This window comes from Micromonospora sp. RTBAU3-60 (assembly GCF_054963695.1).
Genome location: NZ_JBUEGB010000016.1, coordinates 1 through 16,575 on the forward strand (window position 1 = coordinate 1; position 16,575 = coordinate 16,575).

Annotated in this window: 18 protein-coding genes; 12 read left to right on the forward strand and 6 right to left on the reverse strand. The window is 74.6% G+C overall.

Annotated elements, in window-relative coordinates; translation table 11 throughout:
• A partial coding sequence (locus tag ACY34I_RS17755; RefSeq protein ID WP_462756108.1) for a D-glycero-alpha-D-manno-heptose-1,7-bisphosphate 7-phosphatase occupies window positions 1–918 on the reverse strand: 918 nt, incomplete at its 3' end.
• A 161-nt stretch (window positions 919–1,079) separates the two neighbouring features.
• On the opposite strand from ACY34I_RS17755, the gene ACY34I_RS17760 reads away from it, so the two are divergent.
• Entirely contained in the window at window positions 1,080–1,511 is a 432-nt protein-coding gene (locus ACY34I_RS17760) for an SRPBCC family protein (protein ID WP_462756109.1), read from the forward strand.
• Window positions 1,512–1,670: 159 nt separating this feature from the next.
• Window positions 1,671–2,438, forward strand: a complete 768-nt coding sequence (locus ACY34I_RS17765) for a polyprenol monophosphomannose synthase (protein WP_148794122.1) — start codon at window positions 1,671–1,673, stop codon at window positions 2,436–2,438.
• Window positions 2,439–2,577: 139 nt separating this feature from the next.
• On the opposite strand, the gene ACY34I_RS17770 is transcribed toward ACY34I_RS17765, so the two are convergent.
• Window positions 2,578–4,182: a phytoene desaturase family protein gene (locus ACY34I_RS17770; protein ID WP_462756110.1), complete on the reverse strand. Its 1,605-nt coding sequence runs from the start codon at window positions 4,180–4,182 to the stop codon at window positions 2,578–2,580.
• Window positions 4,183–4,254: 72 nt separating this feature from the next.
• Between ACY34I_RS17770 and ACY34I_RS17775 the strand changes: the two genes are divergently transcribed.
• Window positions 4,255–5,688, forward strand: coding sequence for an aldehyde dehydrogenase family protein (locus ACY34I_RS17775; protein ID WP_462756111.1), 1,434 nt, complete (start codon window positions 4,255–4,257; stop codon window positions 5,686–5,688).
• Between the two features lie 47 nt (window positions 5,689–5,735).
• Here ACY34I_RS17775 and ACY34I_RS17780 read toward each other — a convergent pair whose 3' ends face one another.
• On the reverse strand, window positions 5,736–6,155 hold the full coding sequence (locus ACY34I_RS17780; RefSeq protein ID WP_462756112.1) for a ChaB family protein: 420 nt from the start codon (window positions 6,153–6,155) through the stop codon (window positions 5,736–5,738).
• A gap of 141 nt (window positions 6,156–6,296) precedes the next feature.
• Between ACY34I_RS17780 and ACY34I_RS17785 the strand changes: the two genes are divergently transcribed.
• From ACY34I_RS17785 to ACY34I_RS17805, 5 genes are all read left to right on the forward strand, one after another.
• Window positions 6,297–7,274 (forward strand): YihY/virulence factor BrkB family protein, encoded by a 978-nt coding sequence (locus tag ACY34I_RS17785; protein WP_462756113.1) that lies wholly within the window; start codon window positions 6,297–6,299, stop codon window positions 7,272–7,274.
• An 86-nt stretch (window positions 7,275–7,360) separates the two neighbouring features.
• On the forward strand, window positions 7,361–7,777 hold the full coding sequence (locus tag ACY34I_RS17790) for a DUF2795 domain-containing protein (protein WP_462756114.1): 417 nt from the start codon (window positions 7,361–7,363) through the stop codon (window positions 7,775–7,777).
• A gap of 54 nt (window positions 7,778–7,831) precedes the next feature.
• A complete protein-coding gene (locus ACY34I_RS17795; RefSeq protein WP_148794128.1) occupies window positions 7,832–8,293 on the forward strand; it encodes an SRPBCC family protein in 462 nt (153 codons plus the stop codon).
• 113 nt (window positions 8,294–8,406) lie between these two features.
• Window positions 8,407–8,667 (forward strand): hypothetical protein, encoded by a 261-nt coding sequence (locus tag ACY34I_RS17800; protein ID WP_148794129.1) that lies wholly within the window; start codon window positions 8,407–8,409, stop codon window positions 8,665–8,667.
• Between the two features lie 166 nt (window positions 8,668–8,833).
• Window positions 8,834–9,046 carry a hypothetical protein gene (locus ACY34I_RS17805; RefSeq protein WP_462756115.1) on the forward strand — a complete coding sequence of 71 codons (213 nt, stop codon included), beginning with the start codon at window positions 8,834–8,836 and terminating at the stop codon, window positions 9,044–9,046.
• Here the strand turns inward: ACY34I_RS17805 and ACY34I_RS17810 are convergent.
• On the reverse strand, window positions 9,043–9,492 hold the full coding sequence (locus ACY34I_RS17810; protein WP_462756116.1) for a hypothetical protein: 450 nt from the start codon (window positions 9,490–9,492) through the stop codon (window positions 9,043–9,045). The genes ACY34I_RS17805 and ACY34I_RS17810 overlap by 4 nt on opposite strands.
• 163 nt (window positions 9,493–9,655) lie before the next feature.
• On the opposite strand from ACY34I_RS17810, the gene ACY34I_RS17815 reads away from it, so the two are divergent.
• Window positions 9,656–10,018, forward strand: coding sequence for a DUF6401 family natural product biosynthesis protein (locus tag ACY34I_RS17815; protein WP_462756117.1), 363 nt, complete (start codon window positions 9,656–9,658; stop codon window positions 10,016–10,018).
• 49 nt (window positions 10,019–10,067) lie between these two features.
• Here the strand turns inward: ACY34I_RS17815 and ACY34I_RS17820 are convergent, their stop codons facing one another.
• The gene (locus tag ACY34I_RS17820; protein WP_462756118.1) at window positions 10,068–10,937 is read right to left on the reverse strand and encodes a membrane protein; all 870 of its coding nucleotides are present in this window, start codon (window positions 10,935–10,937) and stop codon (window positions 10,068–10,070) included.
• 198 nt (window positions 10,938–11,135) lie between these two features.
• Here ACY34I_RS17820 and ACY34I_RS17825 point away from each other — a divergent pair, with 198 nt between their 5' ends.
• From ACY34I_RS17825 to ACY34I_RS17835, 3 genes are all read left to right on the forward strand, one after another.
• Window positions 11,136–13,268 (forward strand): SpoIIE family protein phosphatase, encoded by a 2,133-nt coding sequence (locus tag ACY34I_RS17825; protein WP_462756119.1) that lies wholly within the window; start codon window positions 11,136–11,138, stop codon window positions 13,266–13,268.
• 41 nt (window positions 13,269–13,309) lie between these two features.
• Window positions 13,310–13,987, forward strand: a complete 678-nt coding sequence (locus ACY34I_RS17830) for an HAD family hydrolase (protein WP_148794135.1) — start codon at window positions 13,310–13,312, stop codon at window positions 13,985–13,987.
• A 118-nt stretch (window positions 13,988–14,105) separates the two neighbouring features.
• Window positions 14,106–15,401 carry a cation:proton antiporter gene (locus tag ACY34I_RS17835; RefSeq protein WP_462756120.1) on the forward strand — a complete coding sequence of 432 codons (1,296 nt, stop codon included), beginning with the start codon at window positions 14,106–14,108 and terminating at the stop codon, window positions 15,399–15,401.
• A 145-nt stretch (window positions 15,402–15,546) separates the two neighbouring features.
• On the opposite strand, the gene ACY34I_RS17840 is transcribed toward ACY34I_RS17835, so the two are convergent.
• Complete coding sequence (locus tag ACY34I_RS17840) at window positions 15,547–16,542, reverse strand: NAD(P)/FAD-dependent oxidoreductase (protein ID WP_462756232.1); 996 nt, start codon at window positions 16,540–16,542, stop codon at window positions 15,547–15,549.
• Between the last annotated feature and the right edge of the window lie 33 nt (window positions 16,543–16,575).

Here is a 16,575-nt window from a genome sequence, read left to right on the forward strand (position 1 = left end):
TTCGTGGGCGGCGACGGCGGTGAGGCGGGTGGTCAGTTGGTGCATGTCGGTGGGGTCGACCGGCTCGGGGTTGCTGTCGATCCAGGGCAGGGGCCATTCGATGATCTCGTCGATGCCGGGCAGCAGTTCGGCGGCGGCTCGGCCGCGTGGCCCGCAGAGCAGCACGACGCGGTCCGCTCCGGCGGCGACGGCGCGGATGCCCGGCCCGGTGACCAGCAGGTCCCCGGCCGCGTCGCTGCGAGCCACCAGGACGGTGCCCCGCCGGGGCGGAGACCCGGGGGCGGCCACCAGCCGCACCCGGCACAGGATCTCGGTCGCCGCCTCCGGCAGGTCGCGGGCGACCGTGGGCGCGGCGGCCACCTCCGCCGCGCGGGTGGCTGGGGTGGGGACCAGGATGCCGGTGGCGCCGGCCGCCGCGGCGGCGGTCATGTCGGCGCCGATGTCGCCGACCAGCGCGCACCGGGTCGGTGTGGTGCCGAGCGCCCGGGCGGCGGCGTGCACCAGGCCCGGGGCCGGCTTGCGGCAGGCGCAGCCGTCCGGCTCGCCGTGCGGGCACACCTGCCAGCTGTCGAAGGGCCCGAGCAACTCCTCCACCCGGGCGTTGACCCGGTGCAGGTCCGCGGCGGTGAAACAGCCCCGGGCCAGGCCGGACTGGTTGGTGACCACGGCCAGACGCAGCCCGGCCGCGCGCAGCCGGTCCAGCGCCTCCCGCGCACCGGGCACCGGGCGGACCTTCTCCGGGTCGCCGTTGTAGGGCACGTCCTCGATGAGCGTGCCGTCCCGGTCCAGCAGCACCGCGTCGAACAGGGCGGACGGGAACCGGTCAGCACCCGGGTCAACCCGGGCTGACCTGCACTGATCCCGCTCGTGGTCCCGTCGCACGGGCGGCGGGTTCCCGACCCCCCGAGGAGTAAACATCAACTTCGGCGGAGCCGACTCCGCCGGTGCCGCACGGCCGGCCGTCCCGCACTCCGCCGGCTCGGTCCGGCGATACCCGCCGCTGCCGAGAAGCTAACCCGGGGCCGTCGTTAGCCGTGGTGGAGGCGGGGTACGGGATTGGGGTGGCGATGGTGGAGAAAGTGATCGACGCACCCCCGCAGCGGGTCTTCGACGTGCTCGCCGACGGGTGGACGTACAGCGACTGGGTGGTCGGCACGGCACATGTGCGGGGGGTGGACGACGGTTGGCCGCGGGTCGGCAGCCGGCTGCACCACCGGACCGGGCCGTGGCCCTTCTCGCTGCAGGACTCCTCGCAGGTGGTGGCCTGCGAACCAACGCACCGGCTCGTGCTCAGGGCGGGGCTCTGGCCGGCGGGCGAGGCGATCGTCGACTTCACCCTGGAGCCGCTGGACGGCGGCGGCCGGACCCGGGTCCGGATGGGCGAGGATTTCGCCGCCGGGCCGCTGCGCTGGGTCTCGAGCAGGCTCAACGACCTGCTGCTCCGCCCCCGGAACAAGGAGACGTTGAACCGCCTCTCCGACATCGCCACCAGGCAGCGGGCGAAGCGCTGACGTCACACTCCGTGACCGCCCGGACGGGACCACGGTTCCGCTGGCCGGCAACCCCCGAACGGCGCTTCCGGCCCGCCGAGCGGGCGTCTGTGCGGACCCGGCGCGAGCGACTGGCTACCCTCTCAGGTGAACCATGTCGGCCGACCGAGGATGTCCGTGATGATCGAACCCGTGCAGTTGCCCGCCCCGTGGCGCGACGCACGCCTGACCGTCGTCGTTCCCACCTACAACGAGGCGGGCAACCTCCCGGTGCTGGTCGAGCGGCTCCTCGCCCTGCCGCTGCCCGGGTTGAAGGTGCTCGTCGCGGACGACAACTCCCCGGACGGGACCGGCGAGGTGGCCGACAAACTGGCCATCGAGCACCCGGACCGGGTGCTGGTGGTGCACCGCCCGGGCAAGGAGGGCCTCGGCCGGGCGTACGTGGACGGGATCGGGCGGGCGCTCGCCGGCGACGCCGAGTTCGTCGCGCAGATGGACGCGGACCTGTCGCACCCGCCGGAGGCGCTGCCCGGGATGCTCGGCGCGCTGCTCTCCACCCAGGCCAGCGTGGTCATCGGCTCCCGCTACGTGCCCGGCGGCGAGCTGGACGAGAACTGGCCGCTCTACCGGCGCGCGCTCAGCGGCTGGGCCAACCTCTATGTGCACACCCTGCTGCGGGTGCGCATCCGCGACCTGACCGCCGGCTTCAAGATCTGGCGGGCCGACGCGTTGCGGGACATCGGCCTGGACCGGGTGCAGTCCAACGGCTACAGCTTCCAGGTGGAGATGCACTACCTGGCCACCAAGCTGGGGCACACCATCCTGGAGGTGCCGATCCGCTTCGAGGAGCGGCGCGACGGCGCGTCGAAGATGACCACCGCCACCAAGATCGAGAGCGCGCTGATGCCGTTCAAGCTGCGGACCCGCCACCGCAACCTGCCGAGCTGACACCGCCGTTCCACCAACTCCGACCTCACGCTGCGTCAGCATGACGCCGCGTGAGGTCAGACTGCCCTCCACTCCACACGTCTCGCTCGCTTGCTCTGCAGCTACCACCGCACCATCCCGCGCCAGGGCAGGCCGGGCGTCAGCCGTAGACCGCCCGGTGCGCGGCGCCGATCGCGCCCGCGTACAGGCCACCGGTGAGCGCACGGTCCCGGGCCAGGGCCGCCCGCGCGGCGTTCGCGCCGGGCGCCCCGTGCACGCCGCCGCCGGGGTGCGCCGAGGCGCTGGCCAGGAAGAGCCGGTCCACGGGGGTGTCCGCGCGCCCCAGGCCGGGGATCGGCCGCAGGAAGAGCTGCTGGTACGCGGCCGCGGTGCCGCCGCCGATTGCGCCGCCGACCAGGTTGGGGTCGCCCGCCTCCAGCTCGCCCGGGCCGGCCACGTGCCGCCCGACGATCAGCGAACGGAACCCAGGGGCGGCCTCCTCCAGCACCTCCTCCATCCGCGTGATGTGGGCGGCGAGTTCCTCGGTCCGCCAGTCACGCCGGAACGGCAGGTGGGTGTAGGACCAGAGCGACTCGGTGCCCGGCGGGGAGTGGCTCGGATCGGCCACCGACATCTGCCCGACCAGCAGGAACGGGTCCCGGGGCAGCTCGCCCCGGGCCAGCGCCGCCGAGTACGTGGTGAGCCCGTTCAGGTCGGCGCGGAGGTGCACCGTGCCGGCGCCGGCAATCGCCCGGTTGCGCCACGGCACCGGCGCGGACAGCGCCCAGTCGACCTTGAGCGTGGAACCGTCCCACCGGAAATGGGCCAGGTCCTCGACGAGGCGGGGCGGGAGCGCGGCCGGGCCCACCAGGTCCAGGTAGAGCGCCGGGGCGGGCACGTCCGCGAGCACCGCCCGCCGGGCCCGCCACACGGCGCCGCCGGCCGTGCGGACACCCATGGCCCGCCCCCGGGCGGTGAGCACCCGGTCGACCCGGGCGCCGTAGTCGATCCGGCCGCCCCGCTCGACCAGCCGGGCCACCAGCGCGTCAGTGATCTTCTGAGCCCCGCCGACCGGCACCGGCCAGCCGACCTGCTGGCCGAGCATGGCGAGCAGCCACCCGTACACCCCGGAGCCGGCCTCCTCGGGTGACAGGTCGGTGTGCAGGGCGCAGCCGGCGAGCAGCGCCGGCCCGCCCTCGCCGGCGAAGATCTCGTCGCCGAGCTTGCGGACCGGCACGACGAGCCGGCGGGCCAGCCGCAGCGCGCCCGACACACGGAGCCGGCGCAGCAGGGCCAGCCCGCCGCGGACCGGCGGGAAGGGGCTGGTGACGAGGCCGAGCATCGGCTCCGCCACCTCGCACCAGGCCGCGTACGCCTGCCGCCAGCGGTCCCCGTCGCCGGGGGCGAACGCCTCCAGCGAGGCCGCCGTCACGTCCAGGTCCCGGTTGACCACCGCCGCCCGGCCGTCGGGGAACAGGTGGGCCAGCACGACCGGGGCGTGCGTCCAGGCCAGCCCGTACCGGTCCAGGCCGAGCCGGCGCAGCACCGGGGAGGCGTAGCCGAGCGGATAGAACGAGCTGTAGAGGTCGCTGAGATAGCCGGGGGCGGTGACCTGGGCGGAGCGGACCGCCCCGCCGGGCGTCTCGGTGGCCTCCAGCACCAGGACGTCCCAGCCCGCGTCGGCGAGCAGGTTGGCGGCCACCAGACCGTTGTGGCCGGCACCGATGACGACAGCGTCCGCGCTCGGCGCGCCGGGCGTGCTCATCCGATCCGCCTACCCGGCCGGTTACCGGGCAAAACGCGTTTGCCTCGGCGGGGTCCGGGCATCCACTGCCGCATGTACACGGTTGCACAGCTCATAGGTGGAGTGTGGGGCGCGGGTGGCGAGGGAGGCGAACTGGTCGTCCGTGATCCGGCCGACGGCTCCCCGGTCGCCACCGTGCCGGTGGCGACGGCGGACGAGGTGGGGAAGGCGGTCGAGGCGGCCCGCGGGGCGGCGGCGGACTGGGCGGCGACCGACCCGGCGGAGCGGGCGGCGGCGCTGCACCGGGCGGCGGACGCGGTCGAGGCCGCCGCAGAGGAGTTGGCGGCGGCCACCACGGCCGAGATGGGCAAGCCGCTGGACGACGCCCGCGGCGGCGTGACGGCCGGCATCGGCACCCTCCGCCAGTACGCGGAGCTCGGCCCGCTGCGCGGCGGACGGACGCTGCACGGCGGGCACGGCGCCCTCGACTTCATGGCCCCCGAACCACGCGGCGTCGTCGCCGCGATCACCCCGTGGAACGATCCGGTCGCGGTCTCCTGCGGACTGCTCGGCGCCGCGCTGGTGACCGGGAACGTGGTGCTCTACAAGCCGAGCGAGCGCACCCCGGCGACCGGCTGGCTGCTGGCGCGGGCCCTCGACTCGGCGCTGCCGGCCGGCGTGTTGTCGCTGCTCACCGGCGGGGCCGAGGTGGGCGCGGCCCTGGCCGGCCAGGAGGTGGACGTGGTGGCCCACGTCGGCTCCACCGCCACCGGCCGGGCGATCGCCGCCGCCGGCGCCCGCACCGGCGCCAAGGTCCTGCTGGAGAACGGCGGCAGCGACCCGCTGGTGATCGACAGCGGGGTGGACCCGGTCTGGGCGGCCGACCAGGCCGCGCTGGGCTGCTTCGCGAACGCCGGGCAGATCTGCGTCGCGGTGGAACGGATCTACGTGCACCGCGACGTGGCCGAGGACTTCGTCGACGCGCTGGTGCAGCGGGCGGAGGCGCTGACCGTGGGCCCCGGCCGGGAGCCCGGCACGCAGCTCGGGCCGCTGGTGGACCGGCGGCACCGGGACCACGTGCACGGGCAGGTCACCGCGGCGGTCGCCGAGGGGGCGCGGATCCGCACCGGCGGGGAGTTGCCCGACGGCCCGGGCGCGTTCTACCCGGCCACGGTGGTGGCGGACTGCCGGCACGAGATGGCCTTGGTGCGGGAGGAGACGTTCGGTCCGGTCGCCCCGGTGGTCGTGGTCGACTCGTTCAGCGAGGGGCTGCGCTGCGCCGCCGACTCGCCGTACGGCCTGGCCGCCACGGTGCTGACCGGCTCGATGAGCCACGCCCACCGGGCCTGGCGGGACTTGCCGGTGGGCACGGTCAAGGTGAACGCGGTCTTCGGGGGCGCACCGGGCGGTGCCGCGCAGCCGCGCCGCGGCAGCGGCCAGGGCTTCGGGTACGGCCCGGAGCTGCTCGACGAGTTCAGCACGGTCAAGACGGTGCACATCGAGGCGCCGGGCGGCGGCCACTGGTGATGACACGAAGAGAGCCCGGGACAACGGTCCCGGGCTCTCTTCGGTGGTCAGCGGCCCCGGGACTTGGCGGTCTCGCGGGCCTTGGTGGTCTGGCGGGCGTTGGCCTTCTGGATCGCCTTGACCAGTTCCGGCTTGGTCATCCGGGACCGGCCGGGCACGTCCAGCTTCTTGGCGACCTCCATGAGGTGCTCCTTGGGCGCGTTGGCGTCCACCCCGGCGGCCGTGGGCGCCCGTCGTGCCGGGCCACCGCCGGCGGCCTGCCGGTCGCTCGGGCCGGTGCGTCCCTTCGGCTCCCAGTGGTCGCCCACCTTCTCGAATTCGTGCTTCAGCGCGGCGAACGCCGTGCGGTGCGCCCGCTGTCCCTCGCCGTACGTCTCGACGGCCGAGTCGTGCGTCTTCTCCCACGTCCGCTGCGCCTTCGCCGGGGAGCGCCGCAGCGTGCTGGGCATTACCTCGCGCCCGGGCATCTCGTCTCCCTCCGTCTCGATCGGTTCCTATGACCGTTCCCCCACGTCACGGCCGCAAACCGCAATCCGGTTTGTCGATTTCCGGGGCGGGGTACCGCCGGGCCACGCGCAACCGGCGCGCCCGGCTAGGAGGAGGCGGTCATGGCGGCGACGACGGAGCCGGCGGTCCCCGCCCGGCGGCGGGCCCGGCTGCCCCGCCGGGTACGCCAGCTGAGCTGGGCGACCTGGCGCGGGGTGCTGGTCCGCAGCGGGCGGAACTTCGTGCGGGACAACTGCGCGGACTGGGCCGCCGCGTTGACGTACTACGGCGTGCTGGCGCTCTTCCCGGCCACGGTCGTGGTGGTCGCCCTGGTCGGGCTGGTCTCCGACGGCGAGCGGACGGTCGACACGGTGATCGGCCTGGCGCGGGAGATCGGCGCCGGGTCCGTGGTCGGCAACGACGGCTTCGTCGGCGTGGTCCGCGGCGTGGTCGAGCAGCAGAGCTCGGCGAAGGTGCTGCTCAGCTTCGGTCTGCTCGGCGCACTCTGGTCGGCGTCCGGGTTCATCGGCGCGTTCACCCGGGCGTCCAACGCGATCTACGGCGTCGAGGAGGGGCGGCCGTTCTACCGGCTGCGCCCGCTGCAGATCGGCCTGGCCGGGGTGTCGCTGGTGCTGCTGGCGGTGGTCGCCACCGGGCTGATCGTCAGCGGTCCGGTCACCGACGCGGTCGGCGACCGGCTGCACGCCGGCGGGCTGGCCCGCACGGTGTGGACGGTGACGAAGTGGCCGGTGCTCGCCCTGGTGGCGATGGCCCTGCTGTCGCTGCTGTTCTGGATCGCCCCGAATGTCCGGCAGCCCCGGTTCCGCTGGCTCACCCCCGGCGGCGCCCTCGCCCTGCTGGCCTGGGTGCTCGCCTCCGCCGGCTTCGGCCTCTACGTCGCCAACTTCGGCTCGTACGACGTCACGTACGGCAGTCTCGGCGCGGTCATCGCCTTCCTGGTCTGGCTCTACCTGTCCAACTGCGCGCTGATGCTCGGCGTGCAGGTCAACGCGGAACTGCAGCGGGGCCGGGTGATCCAGGCCGGCGCGGCGGACCCGGGCGAGCCGGTGCTGCCGCCCCGCGCGCCGGCCGAGTCGTGACCGGCTTCGCCCGGTTCGGGGTGCGGTGACCGCCTCCACCCGCCGGCCCCGGTTTACCGGCGGTCCCCTCGGGCATGTCTGTCGGCATGGAACGTGGCAACAGCAAGCACTCGCCCAGGGTCGATGACAACATGAGCCAGGACGTCAGCGGCCTGATCCAGGGGCCGGGGGCCGGTGGTTCCCGGGTCGAGGAGTCCCGCCAGCCGGAGCCCGCGGGTGAGGACCAGCCGGAGCCGAAGACGCTGACGGCCGGTGCGAGCCGCGGCGGCAATCCGCAGGGGATGAGCATGGACGACGTCGAGGGGCGCAGCCGCCTCGGCAGGTTCATCACCATGACCGCCCTGCCCGGTGACCGCGACGCGCTGGTGGCCAACGCGCGGGAGAACCAGGCGCCGGCGGACATCGTGGCCGCCCTGGAACGCCTGCCCGACGGCACCCGTTACCAGACGGTTTCCGAGGTGTGGGCCGCACTCGGGCACAAGAACGAGACGACGCGCTGGTGAACGGACCGGCCCACGGTCCGTGAGACGACACCGGCGGAACAGGAGGATTCGACGATGAGCGGCGTGATGGAACACGTGGACGTTTCCGTTCCGATCCGCACCGCCTACGACCAGTGGACCCAGTTCGAGGAGTTTCCGCACTTCATGGAGGGAGTGCAGGAGGTCCGGCAGCTCTCCGACACGATGACTCACTGGACGGTGGAGATCGGCGGCGTGAAGCGCGAGTTCGACGCCGAGATCACCGAACAGCTGCCGGACGAGCGGGTGGCCTGGCGTTCCACCGGGGGCACCCAGCAGGCCGGCGTGGTGACCTTCCACCGCCTCGACGAGGCGCACACGCGGGTCACGTTGCAGATGGAGTTCGAGCCGCACGGCGTGGTCGAGCAGGCCGGCGACAAGCTCGGTGTGGTGGACCGCCGGGCCAAGGGCGACCTGGAACGGTTCAAGCAGTTCATCGAGCGGCGCGGTCAGGAGACCGGCGCGTGGCGTGGCACGGTCGACCGACCCACCCCCTGACGTGACGACCCCCTGGTACACGACAGCTCCGATGGCCGCCGGTGATCCGGCGGCCATCGTCGTGTCCGGCGGCCCCGCCGTTTGCGATCACCGGGTCCGGGTACCGCTGGGGAATGACCGACAACGACAAGCACGTGTGGCGCGACGAGGAACGCACCCCGCTGCACGAACTGGACCGGGCGATCGCCCGCTCGACCATCGACGGGCAGGCCGACGACGTCACCGGCAACGACGCCGGCGAGGAGGCCGCGTTCGGCCACGGGCCCGAGGCGGTGGACCGGGGTGCCGGCCCGGAGGCCGAGCGGCGGGAGATGACCGACGCGGACCGGGCGTACCGGCCGTCGACCATCGGCCGGACCGGCCCCGACACGTGAGCGGGCCTCCGGGCGCCCACGGGCGTCCCGGGGCCGCCCCCGGGTGACGCTCGGCTCACCCGAAACGACAAAAAGTGAGGTACGGGCGGCCGGGAAAACGGACAGCCTATCCAGAATCGGCCGAATGGGGGACGGCGATCGCCCCTTGCCGCGTAAGACTTTCCGGATGCAACAGGGCTCCGGCTTCCTCACCCCACGTCAGCGCCGCCTCGCCTGGCTGGGCTTCCTGCTCGTCGCCGCCCAGGCACCCGTCGCCGCCAAGCTGGTGGCCGACAGCTCATGGCTGTTCAGCCTCGTGGTGGCGCTCATGGTGGCGACCGTGATCATCGCCGACGACGCCATGCGGCGCCGGCCGGCGGACGCCCGCTCCTCCGACTAGCCCGCCGCGCCCGGCCGCGCCTCGTGTCCCGGCCGCCCCCGGGTGCGCCGGCGCTCCTTCATCTCGGCCTCGTAGAGGTGCCGCCGGCCGGCGACCAACTCGTCGCGGGCGCGGCGGTCCAGCTCCCGGAAGAGCGCGTAGTAGCCGTCGTCGAAGTCCTCGACGATCTGGAAGGTCCAGCGTCCGGCGATCACGTTGCGGCCGAGCAGGTCCACCTCGATCCGGTCGGCGATCCCGTCGTGCCCGGCGGACCGGAACAGCGCCACCGCGTCGTCCAGCATCAGGTCGGCGTGGCCGATCAGCTGGTGCAGTGAGTAGAGGTGCCCCCGGGCCCGCTCCACGCACTCCAGCGCCTCGCTGAGCTTGCCGAGCGCCTCGACCGTGGTGTCACGCACGCCCGCCGGCCGGCGGTGCGCCTCGTCCGGTCCGTCCGCCTGCTGTCCCATTCCGTTCCTCCGCGGGGTTCGTGGTGCCCTTCGCGCGGTTCCCTTCTGCCCGCTGGCGGCCGACTCAATCCCGGCGGACGGGGCCGCGCCGCGCCCGGACGACCCCGGCATCGGCCGGTCGGCCGAGGTCGCCGCGCCAGCGGCCCGGTTAGCCTCGGTCACCATGCGCGTGCCGAACAACCGGATGGCGGCCCGTTCCGCGGCCGCATCCGCGCGGTCCACCCTCGTCAGGCTCACCGCCGCCGTCGGCAGCGCGGGACTCGCCGCGGCCGCCGCCGACCCCGGCCTGCTCGCCGTGGTCGACCAGCACGCCGCCGCCGTACGCGACAGCCTGCACGGCGACCGCCGCGCACTGACCGTGGCCGCCCTGGCCGGATACGCCGAGGGGGTCCGCGCCGCGGCCGTGGAGCACGGCTGGCAGCCGCCGGTCGAACCGGTCGACTGGTCGCAGCCGGACTGGCTGCTCACCCGCCTGCTCGCGGTCTGCGCCCTGGCCCGCTCGCTGGACCCCCGGCACCTGGCCTGAGACACGGCGGAAGGGCGCCCGGCGGACGCCCCTCCCTCCGTGTCCCGGCTCAGGGGTTCGGCCGGCGGAACTGCTGGGTCTCCTCGCCCACGTTCCCGGACCGGTACGTGCCCTGCCCGCCCTGGGCCTCGGACATCGACGACTCGGACACCCGGGCCGGCTGCGCACCCCGGTCGGCCAGCTGCCGCTCGTAGTCGGCACGGCCCGCGCTCTGCGCGGCGCGCTGCTCCCGGATGGCCCGGGACTCCTCCGCCATGCGGTCGAGCCACCGGTCCCAGCGGGCCTGCATCGGCTTCACCAGGCCGCCGCCGACCCCGATGATCAGGATGCCGGCCACCGTGGCGAGGAACGCGATCAGCACCGGCATGGTGACCGTGGTGGCGATGCCCACCTGGTTCAGCGCCGCGATGATGCCGAGCGCCAGGATGAAGACGGCCGCCAGGTCGGCCAGCACCCGGCCGTACGAGAGCCCGCCGAGCGCGCCGGTGATCAGGTCCCGGACCGCGTTGGCGATGGCGGCGGCGACCACCACGATGACGATCGCCACGAACGCCCGCGGCAGCCACGAGATGACGCCCCGGAGCAGGTCACTGATGGCGTTCGGCCCCCACACTCCGAACGCGAACTGCAGGGTGAACAGCAGGATCGCGTAGTACGCCAGTCGGGCCAGGATGTCGCTGGCGTCGTACTTGGTGCGTTCGAGCGCGCGTTTGATGCCGCCTCGCTCGACCGCGCGGTTGAAGCCGAGTCGTTCCAGCACCGTGTCCACGAGCTTCAACACGCCTCGGGCGACCAGCCAGCCGACCACGAGGATCACGATGAACGCGACCGCCTTCGGCACGAAGAGCAGCACGGCCCGCCACAGGTCGCCCAGGGCAGCGCCGATGTTGACCTGGTCGGCCGCGAGGGTTGTCTGCATGATGTCCCTCCTGTCGGTGAACTGCGAACGCCGGCATACCCGGTCGGTCCGCCGACACGCCGCGCGACCTGCCCGGAATTTCGGACATGGCCCTCTGGTGGGCCCCGACCTGCCGTGATCCCCGGCCACGGGCGGTTCGCCGGCTCGCCACCGCGCGTGATCGGAACCGACCCGGCACGCTCCGGATAGGCTGCGGTCATGCCAGGCACGGTCGGGCGGGTCCCGACGCCATCAGCCCCCACCTCGGGGGCGCCCACGGGCGCGGGTGCCGCTGCCTCGCCTGCCGGGCCGGCCCACTCGTGGGCCGGTACGCCGCTCGGCGCGCCGGAGGAGTGGGACCCGGCGGTCCGCGCGGTGGTCGACCTGGTGCTCGCCTCGCCGGTGCCGATGGCCCTGCTCTACGGCGACGACCTGGTCCTGCTCTACAACGAGGGGTACGCCGAGCTGATCGGCGCGCGGCACCCGGAGGCGCTCGGGCGGCCGGCGGCGGAGGTGTTCGCCGACGTCTGGCACGAACCGGACGCCGGGGAGGTGATCGGGCGGGCCTACCGGCAGGGCGAGCCGTTCCTGGAACGGGAGGCGGTGCTGCCGGTGGACCGGCACCGGACCGGGCCCGCCGAGCCGCCGGTGTTCACCCGCGGCTACTCCCCCGTCCGGGACAGCGGGGGGCGGATCATCGGGGTGCTCAGCGTGGCCGCCCAGACCACGCACGTCACTCAGCAGTTGCAGAGCCTCAGCGACTTCGCCGCCGCGCTCTCCGGCACCCTCACCCTGGACGACGTCGCCCGGGTCACCCTCCGATACTGCCTCGACTCGTTCGACGCCGACCGGGTGTCGTTCCTGATCGACGAGGGGTCGGCCTGGCGGATGGTCCGCCGCGTGCACGGAGAACTGCTGGACGAGGCCGACGAGCGGCTGCCCCCGCTGTGGCGCCGCGTGCCGGGCGACTCGCCGGTCCCGATCGTGGTCACCGCCCGCAGTGGCGTGTCCACGTTCACCACGGACGGCCAGCCGCTGCGGGACAGCGCGGCGGACCGGCACGACCAGAAGGTCCGCTCGCTCGCCTCGCTGCCGCTGCGCTCGACGGTGATCCGCGGCGCGCTGACCGTCGGCTACCAGTCCCCGCACCCCTGGTCCCCGGCGGAGCGCGCGCTGCTCGCCGCGTCGGCGGAGCTGGTCAGCCAGGCCGCCGAGCGGGCCCGCCGCTTCGAGACCCAGCACGGCACCGCCCAGCTGCTGCAACGCAGCATGCTCCCCGAGCAGTTGCCGGACCTGCCCCGGCTGCGGATCGCCGCACGGTACGACCCGGGCGTGGACGGCAACGCCGCCGGGGGTGACTTCTACGACGCGTTCCTGCTGCCCACCGGCGCGCTCGGGGTGGTCCTCGGCGACGTGGCCGGACACGACGTGCAGGCCGCCGCCCGGATGGGTCAGGTACGCGCGGCACTGCGCGCGCTGGCGCTCACCGATCCCCGCCCGGACGCCGTGCTCGCCGGCCTGGACCGGCTGGTCGCCAGTCTGGGCGTCGAACGCGGGACCCAGGAACTCTTCGTCACCGTGGTGTTCGGCGTCGTCGACGCCGACCGGGAGCGGATCACCCTCGCCAGCGCCGGCCATCCCGCCCCGCTGATCCGGCGCTGCCCGCCCGAGGGCGGGCCGGCGGCCGAGTACGTCGAGGTGCCCCCCAGCCCGCCGCTGGGGCTCGGCCATCACCCCGGGACCACCACCGTGCCGTTCCGTCCCGGCGACACCCTGCTGCTGTACAGCGACGGGGTGGTGGAGCGGCGCTGGCAGGACCTCAGTGCGGGGCTGGCCGGGCTGGCCGGGGCGGTGACGGCGGCGAGCAGCGGCGATCCCCGGGCGCTCTGCGCGGTGGCCACCGCCGCCGTGGCCGGCACCACGGAGGACGACGTGGCGGTGCTCGCCGTGGAGCACGCGGTCCGGCCGAGCCGTTCGGCCAGCATGGCGGTGCCGGCGGAGCCGACCGCGCCCAGCCGGGTACGGCACTGGATGAGTGCCCAGCTCATCGAGTGGCAGGTGCCCGATTCGGTGATCGGCGCCGCCGTGCTGTGCACCAGCGAGCTGACCACCAACGCGCTGCTGCACGCCGGCACCGCCGCCCGCGTGGAGATCGACCTGACCGTGGAACGCCTGCTGGTCTCGGTCGCCGACTCCGGCACCCGGGGTCAGGTGACCCGGGCCCAGACCGACACCCTGAGCAGCCGGGGGCGCGGGCTGGGGCTGATCGAGGAGCTGAGCGACGCCTGGGGCACCGACCCGACGGTGCGCGGGTCGACCGTCTGGTTCGAGATCCTCATTCCGGCCGGCTGAGTCCCGCGTCGGCGACGCCGCCGGCGGGTAGGAGGGGAGCCATGCCACGCGACAACCGCCGGGGCGTCCTCTTCGACGTGGACGGCACCCTGGTCGACACCACGTACCTGCACACCGTGAGCTGGTGGGAGGCGCTGCGACGGGCCGACCACCGGGTGCCGATGGCCGCCATCCACCGGTCCATCGGCATGGGCTCGGACAAGCTCCTCGACCACCTGCTCGGGCCGGAGCGTGACCGGGACGCGGACGGCAAGCTGCGGGACGGGCACGACGCCAGCTACGCCGAGTACTGGGAGCGGCTGACGCCGCTGCCCCGGGCGGTGGACCTGCTGCGGGCCTGCGCGGCGCGCGGGCTGCGGGTGGTGCTGGCCACCTCGGCGGCCGAGCACGAGGTGGCCGCGCTGCGGGCGGCGCTCGACGCGGACGACGTGATCGACACCGTCACCTCCTCCGCCGACGCGCAGGAGAGCAAGCCGGCCCCGGACATCCTGGTCGCCGCGCTGGACCAGTCCGGGTTGGCCGCCGAGCGGGTGGTGTTCGTCGGCGACTCGGTCTGGGACGTCGCGGCGGCCGGCCGGTTGGACATCCCCTGCATCGGGCTGACCTGCGGCGGCACCAGCCGGGCGGAGCTGGCCGCGGCCGGGGCGGTGGCGGTGTACGACGACCCGGCGGCGCTGCTCGACGCCCTCGGCGAGAGCGCCATCGCGGCCCTGGGTTGAGACCGGCGGCGCGGTGACGGGCCGCACCCGGAACAAGCCGGACACCGAGGCATAGCGGGCCGGAGTACGGGGCACTGGTGACCACCTGGCCGCCGCAGGGCGGCGGGAGGGTGGTGCCGTGGAACCGGTGGATGTCGCGATCGCGCTGCTGGGCGCCGGCGCCCTGCTGGCGGGGGTGCTGCCGCGGATGCTGGAGCGCCGCCCGCTGTCCATGCCGATCGCCTTCCTCGGGCTCGGCATGCTGGTGTTCCTGCTGCCCACCGGGCTGCCGACCCCGGACCCGCGGCGCTGGCCGGAAGTCACCACCCACCTCACCGAGATCGGCGTGATCGTCGCGCTGATGGGTGCCGGGCTGAAGATCGACCGGCCGCTGAGCCGGGTCCGCTGGGCGTCGACCTGGCGGCTGCTGGCGATCGCCATGCCGCTGTGCATCGGGGCGGTGGCGCTGCTCGGCTGGTGGTGGGCGGGTCTGGTGCCGGCGGCGGCGCTGCTGCTGGGTGCCGCGCTCGCCCCGACCGACCCGGTGCTCGCCGCCGACGTGCAGGTGGGCGAGCCGACCGACGTGGAGGACTCCGAGGACGAGGTCCGCTTCGCGCTCACCGCCGAGGCCGGGCTGAACGACGGCCTGGCCTTCCCCTTCGTGTACGCGGCCATCGCCATCGCCACCGCCGGCCTCGCCCCGGCGGACTGGCTGGCCCGTTGGTTCACCGTGCACGTGCTCTACCAGATCGCCGTCGGGGTGGGCGGCGGGCTGCTGATCGGCTGGCTGCTCGGCAAGCTCTTCTTCCGGGCGCCGCGCAACCTGCGGCTGGCCCGGCACGCCGAGGGCTTCCTCGCGCTGGCCGCGACCTTCCTGGCGTACGGGCTGGTGGAGGTGGCCGGCGGGTACGGCTTCCTGGCCGTCTTCGTGGCCGCCCGGGCGATCCGATCCGCCGAGCGGACCCACGAGTTCCACTCCGTGCTGCACGACTTCGCCGAGCAGGTCGAACGCCTGCTCACCGTGCTGTTGCTGCTGCTCTTCGGCGGGGCGGTGGTCGGCGGCCTGCTCGTCCCGCTGACCTGGCCCGCGGCCCTGGTCGGGCTGGCCCTGGTCTTCGTGATCCGGCCGCTGTCCGGGTGGCTGTCGCTGCGTGGTGCCCCCGGCCGCCCGGCCGAGCACTGGGTGATCGCCCTGTTCGGCATCCGCGGCGTCGGCTCGTTCTACTACCTGGCGTACGCGACCAGCGGGACCGACTTTCCGCAGGCCGAGCTGCTGTGGGCCACGGTCGGCCTGGTGGTGGTCGTGTCGGTGGTGGTGCACGGCATCGCGGCCACCCCGGTGATGCAACTGCTCGACCGGGCGGGCGAGCGGAGCCGCGACGCCTCGGCGCGGGACCGGGCTGGCGAACCCGCGCTGGGCGGCGTCCGGGGCTGACGGAACCGCACCGAGCGCCCGCACGTGGTCGTGGTTCGCGGTGAGATCGGTGGGCGAGATCGAGCTGCCGACGCTCTCGAACGCCTCCGGCGACGGGCTGCCGGGAAGGTCGCCGCATCGCCGGGTCGGGCGGTTCGGGAACCGGTCAGCCGCGCTGCGCGAGCAGCCGGGCGGCGAGGGCCCGGCCGAGGTCGCGGCCGGAGCGCCAGGCGGTCTGCACCCGGGGCCGCCCGAACGCGTCCCCGGCGACGCCGATCCCGTCATCGTCCAGGTGGTAGGTCCCGTCACCGCCGCCGGCGGGCGTGGCGTACGTCCAGCGGTGCACGTGCACCAGCTCGGCCGGCTCCGGCAGGCCGAGCAGGTCGCGGACCGCCTGCTCGATCGCCGGGCCGGCGGCGGTGGGCTGCCGCAGGTGCCTCGAGGCGAACTCGGGGGTGGTGTGCGCGACCAGCACCGGCGCGCCGTCGCCGCGCCGGTCGCCGTCGTCGCAGACCAGGCTCAGCAGCGGGTGGTCGTTGACGAAGGCACCCCGGAAGTCCGGCCAGCGGCGGGCCGGGAAGCTCAGCACCGCGGCCAGGGTCGACGACCAGCGTTGCGCCGCCACCGCGCGGCTCGCCGCCGCCAGCCCGGGGTCGAGCAGCAGGGCCGCCTGCGGGCCCGGCATGGCCAGCGCGACCGCCTCGCACGCCCGGCCGTCCACCCGCGGCCCCGGCTCCACGGTCATCACCAGCCGGTCGTGCACCACGGCGAGGTCCCGGGCCAGGTGCTCGACCAGCGAGCGCAGCCCGTGCGGGGCGGCCCACCGCATCGGGCCGGCGGCCTCGCGCCGCCCCAGGTGCCCGTACGCGACCAGGGTGTCGGTCCACTCCCGGAGCAGGCCGGCGGCCCGCCACCCCTCGACCACCTCGGCGAAGTCCGGGTCGTCGACGGTGAGGTACGCGGCCCCGAGGTCGGCGGGGCGGCCGTCGAACCGCTTGCTGGCCATCCGCCCGCCGGTCACCCCGGCCCGCTCGCGGACCTCCACCGGGATGCCGGCCCGAGCCAGTTCGATGGCGCACGCCACCCCGGCGATGCCGGCCCCGACCACCATCGCGCCCGCCCGGTCCGTCGTCACTCCATGATCGTAAGCGGCGGCCGGCATGAAGGCCCCCCGGACGGGGTAGTGGTACACCTG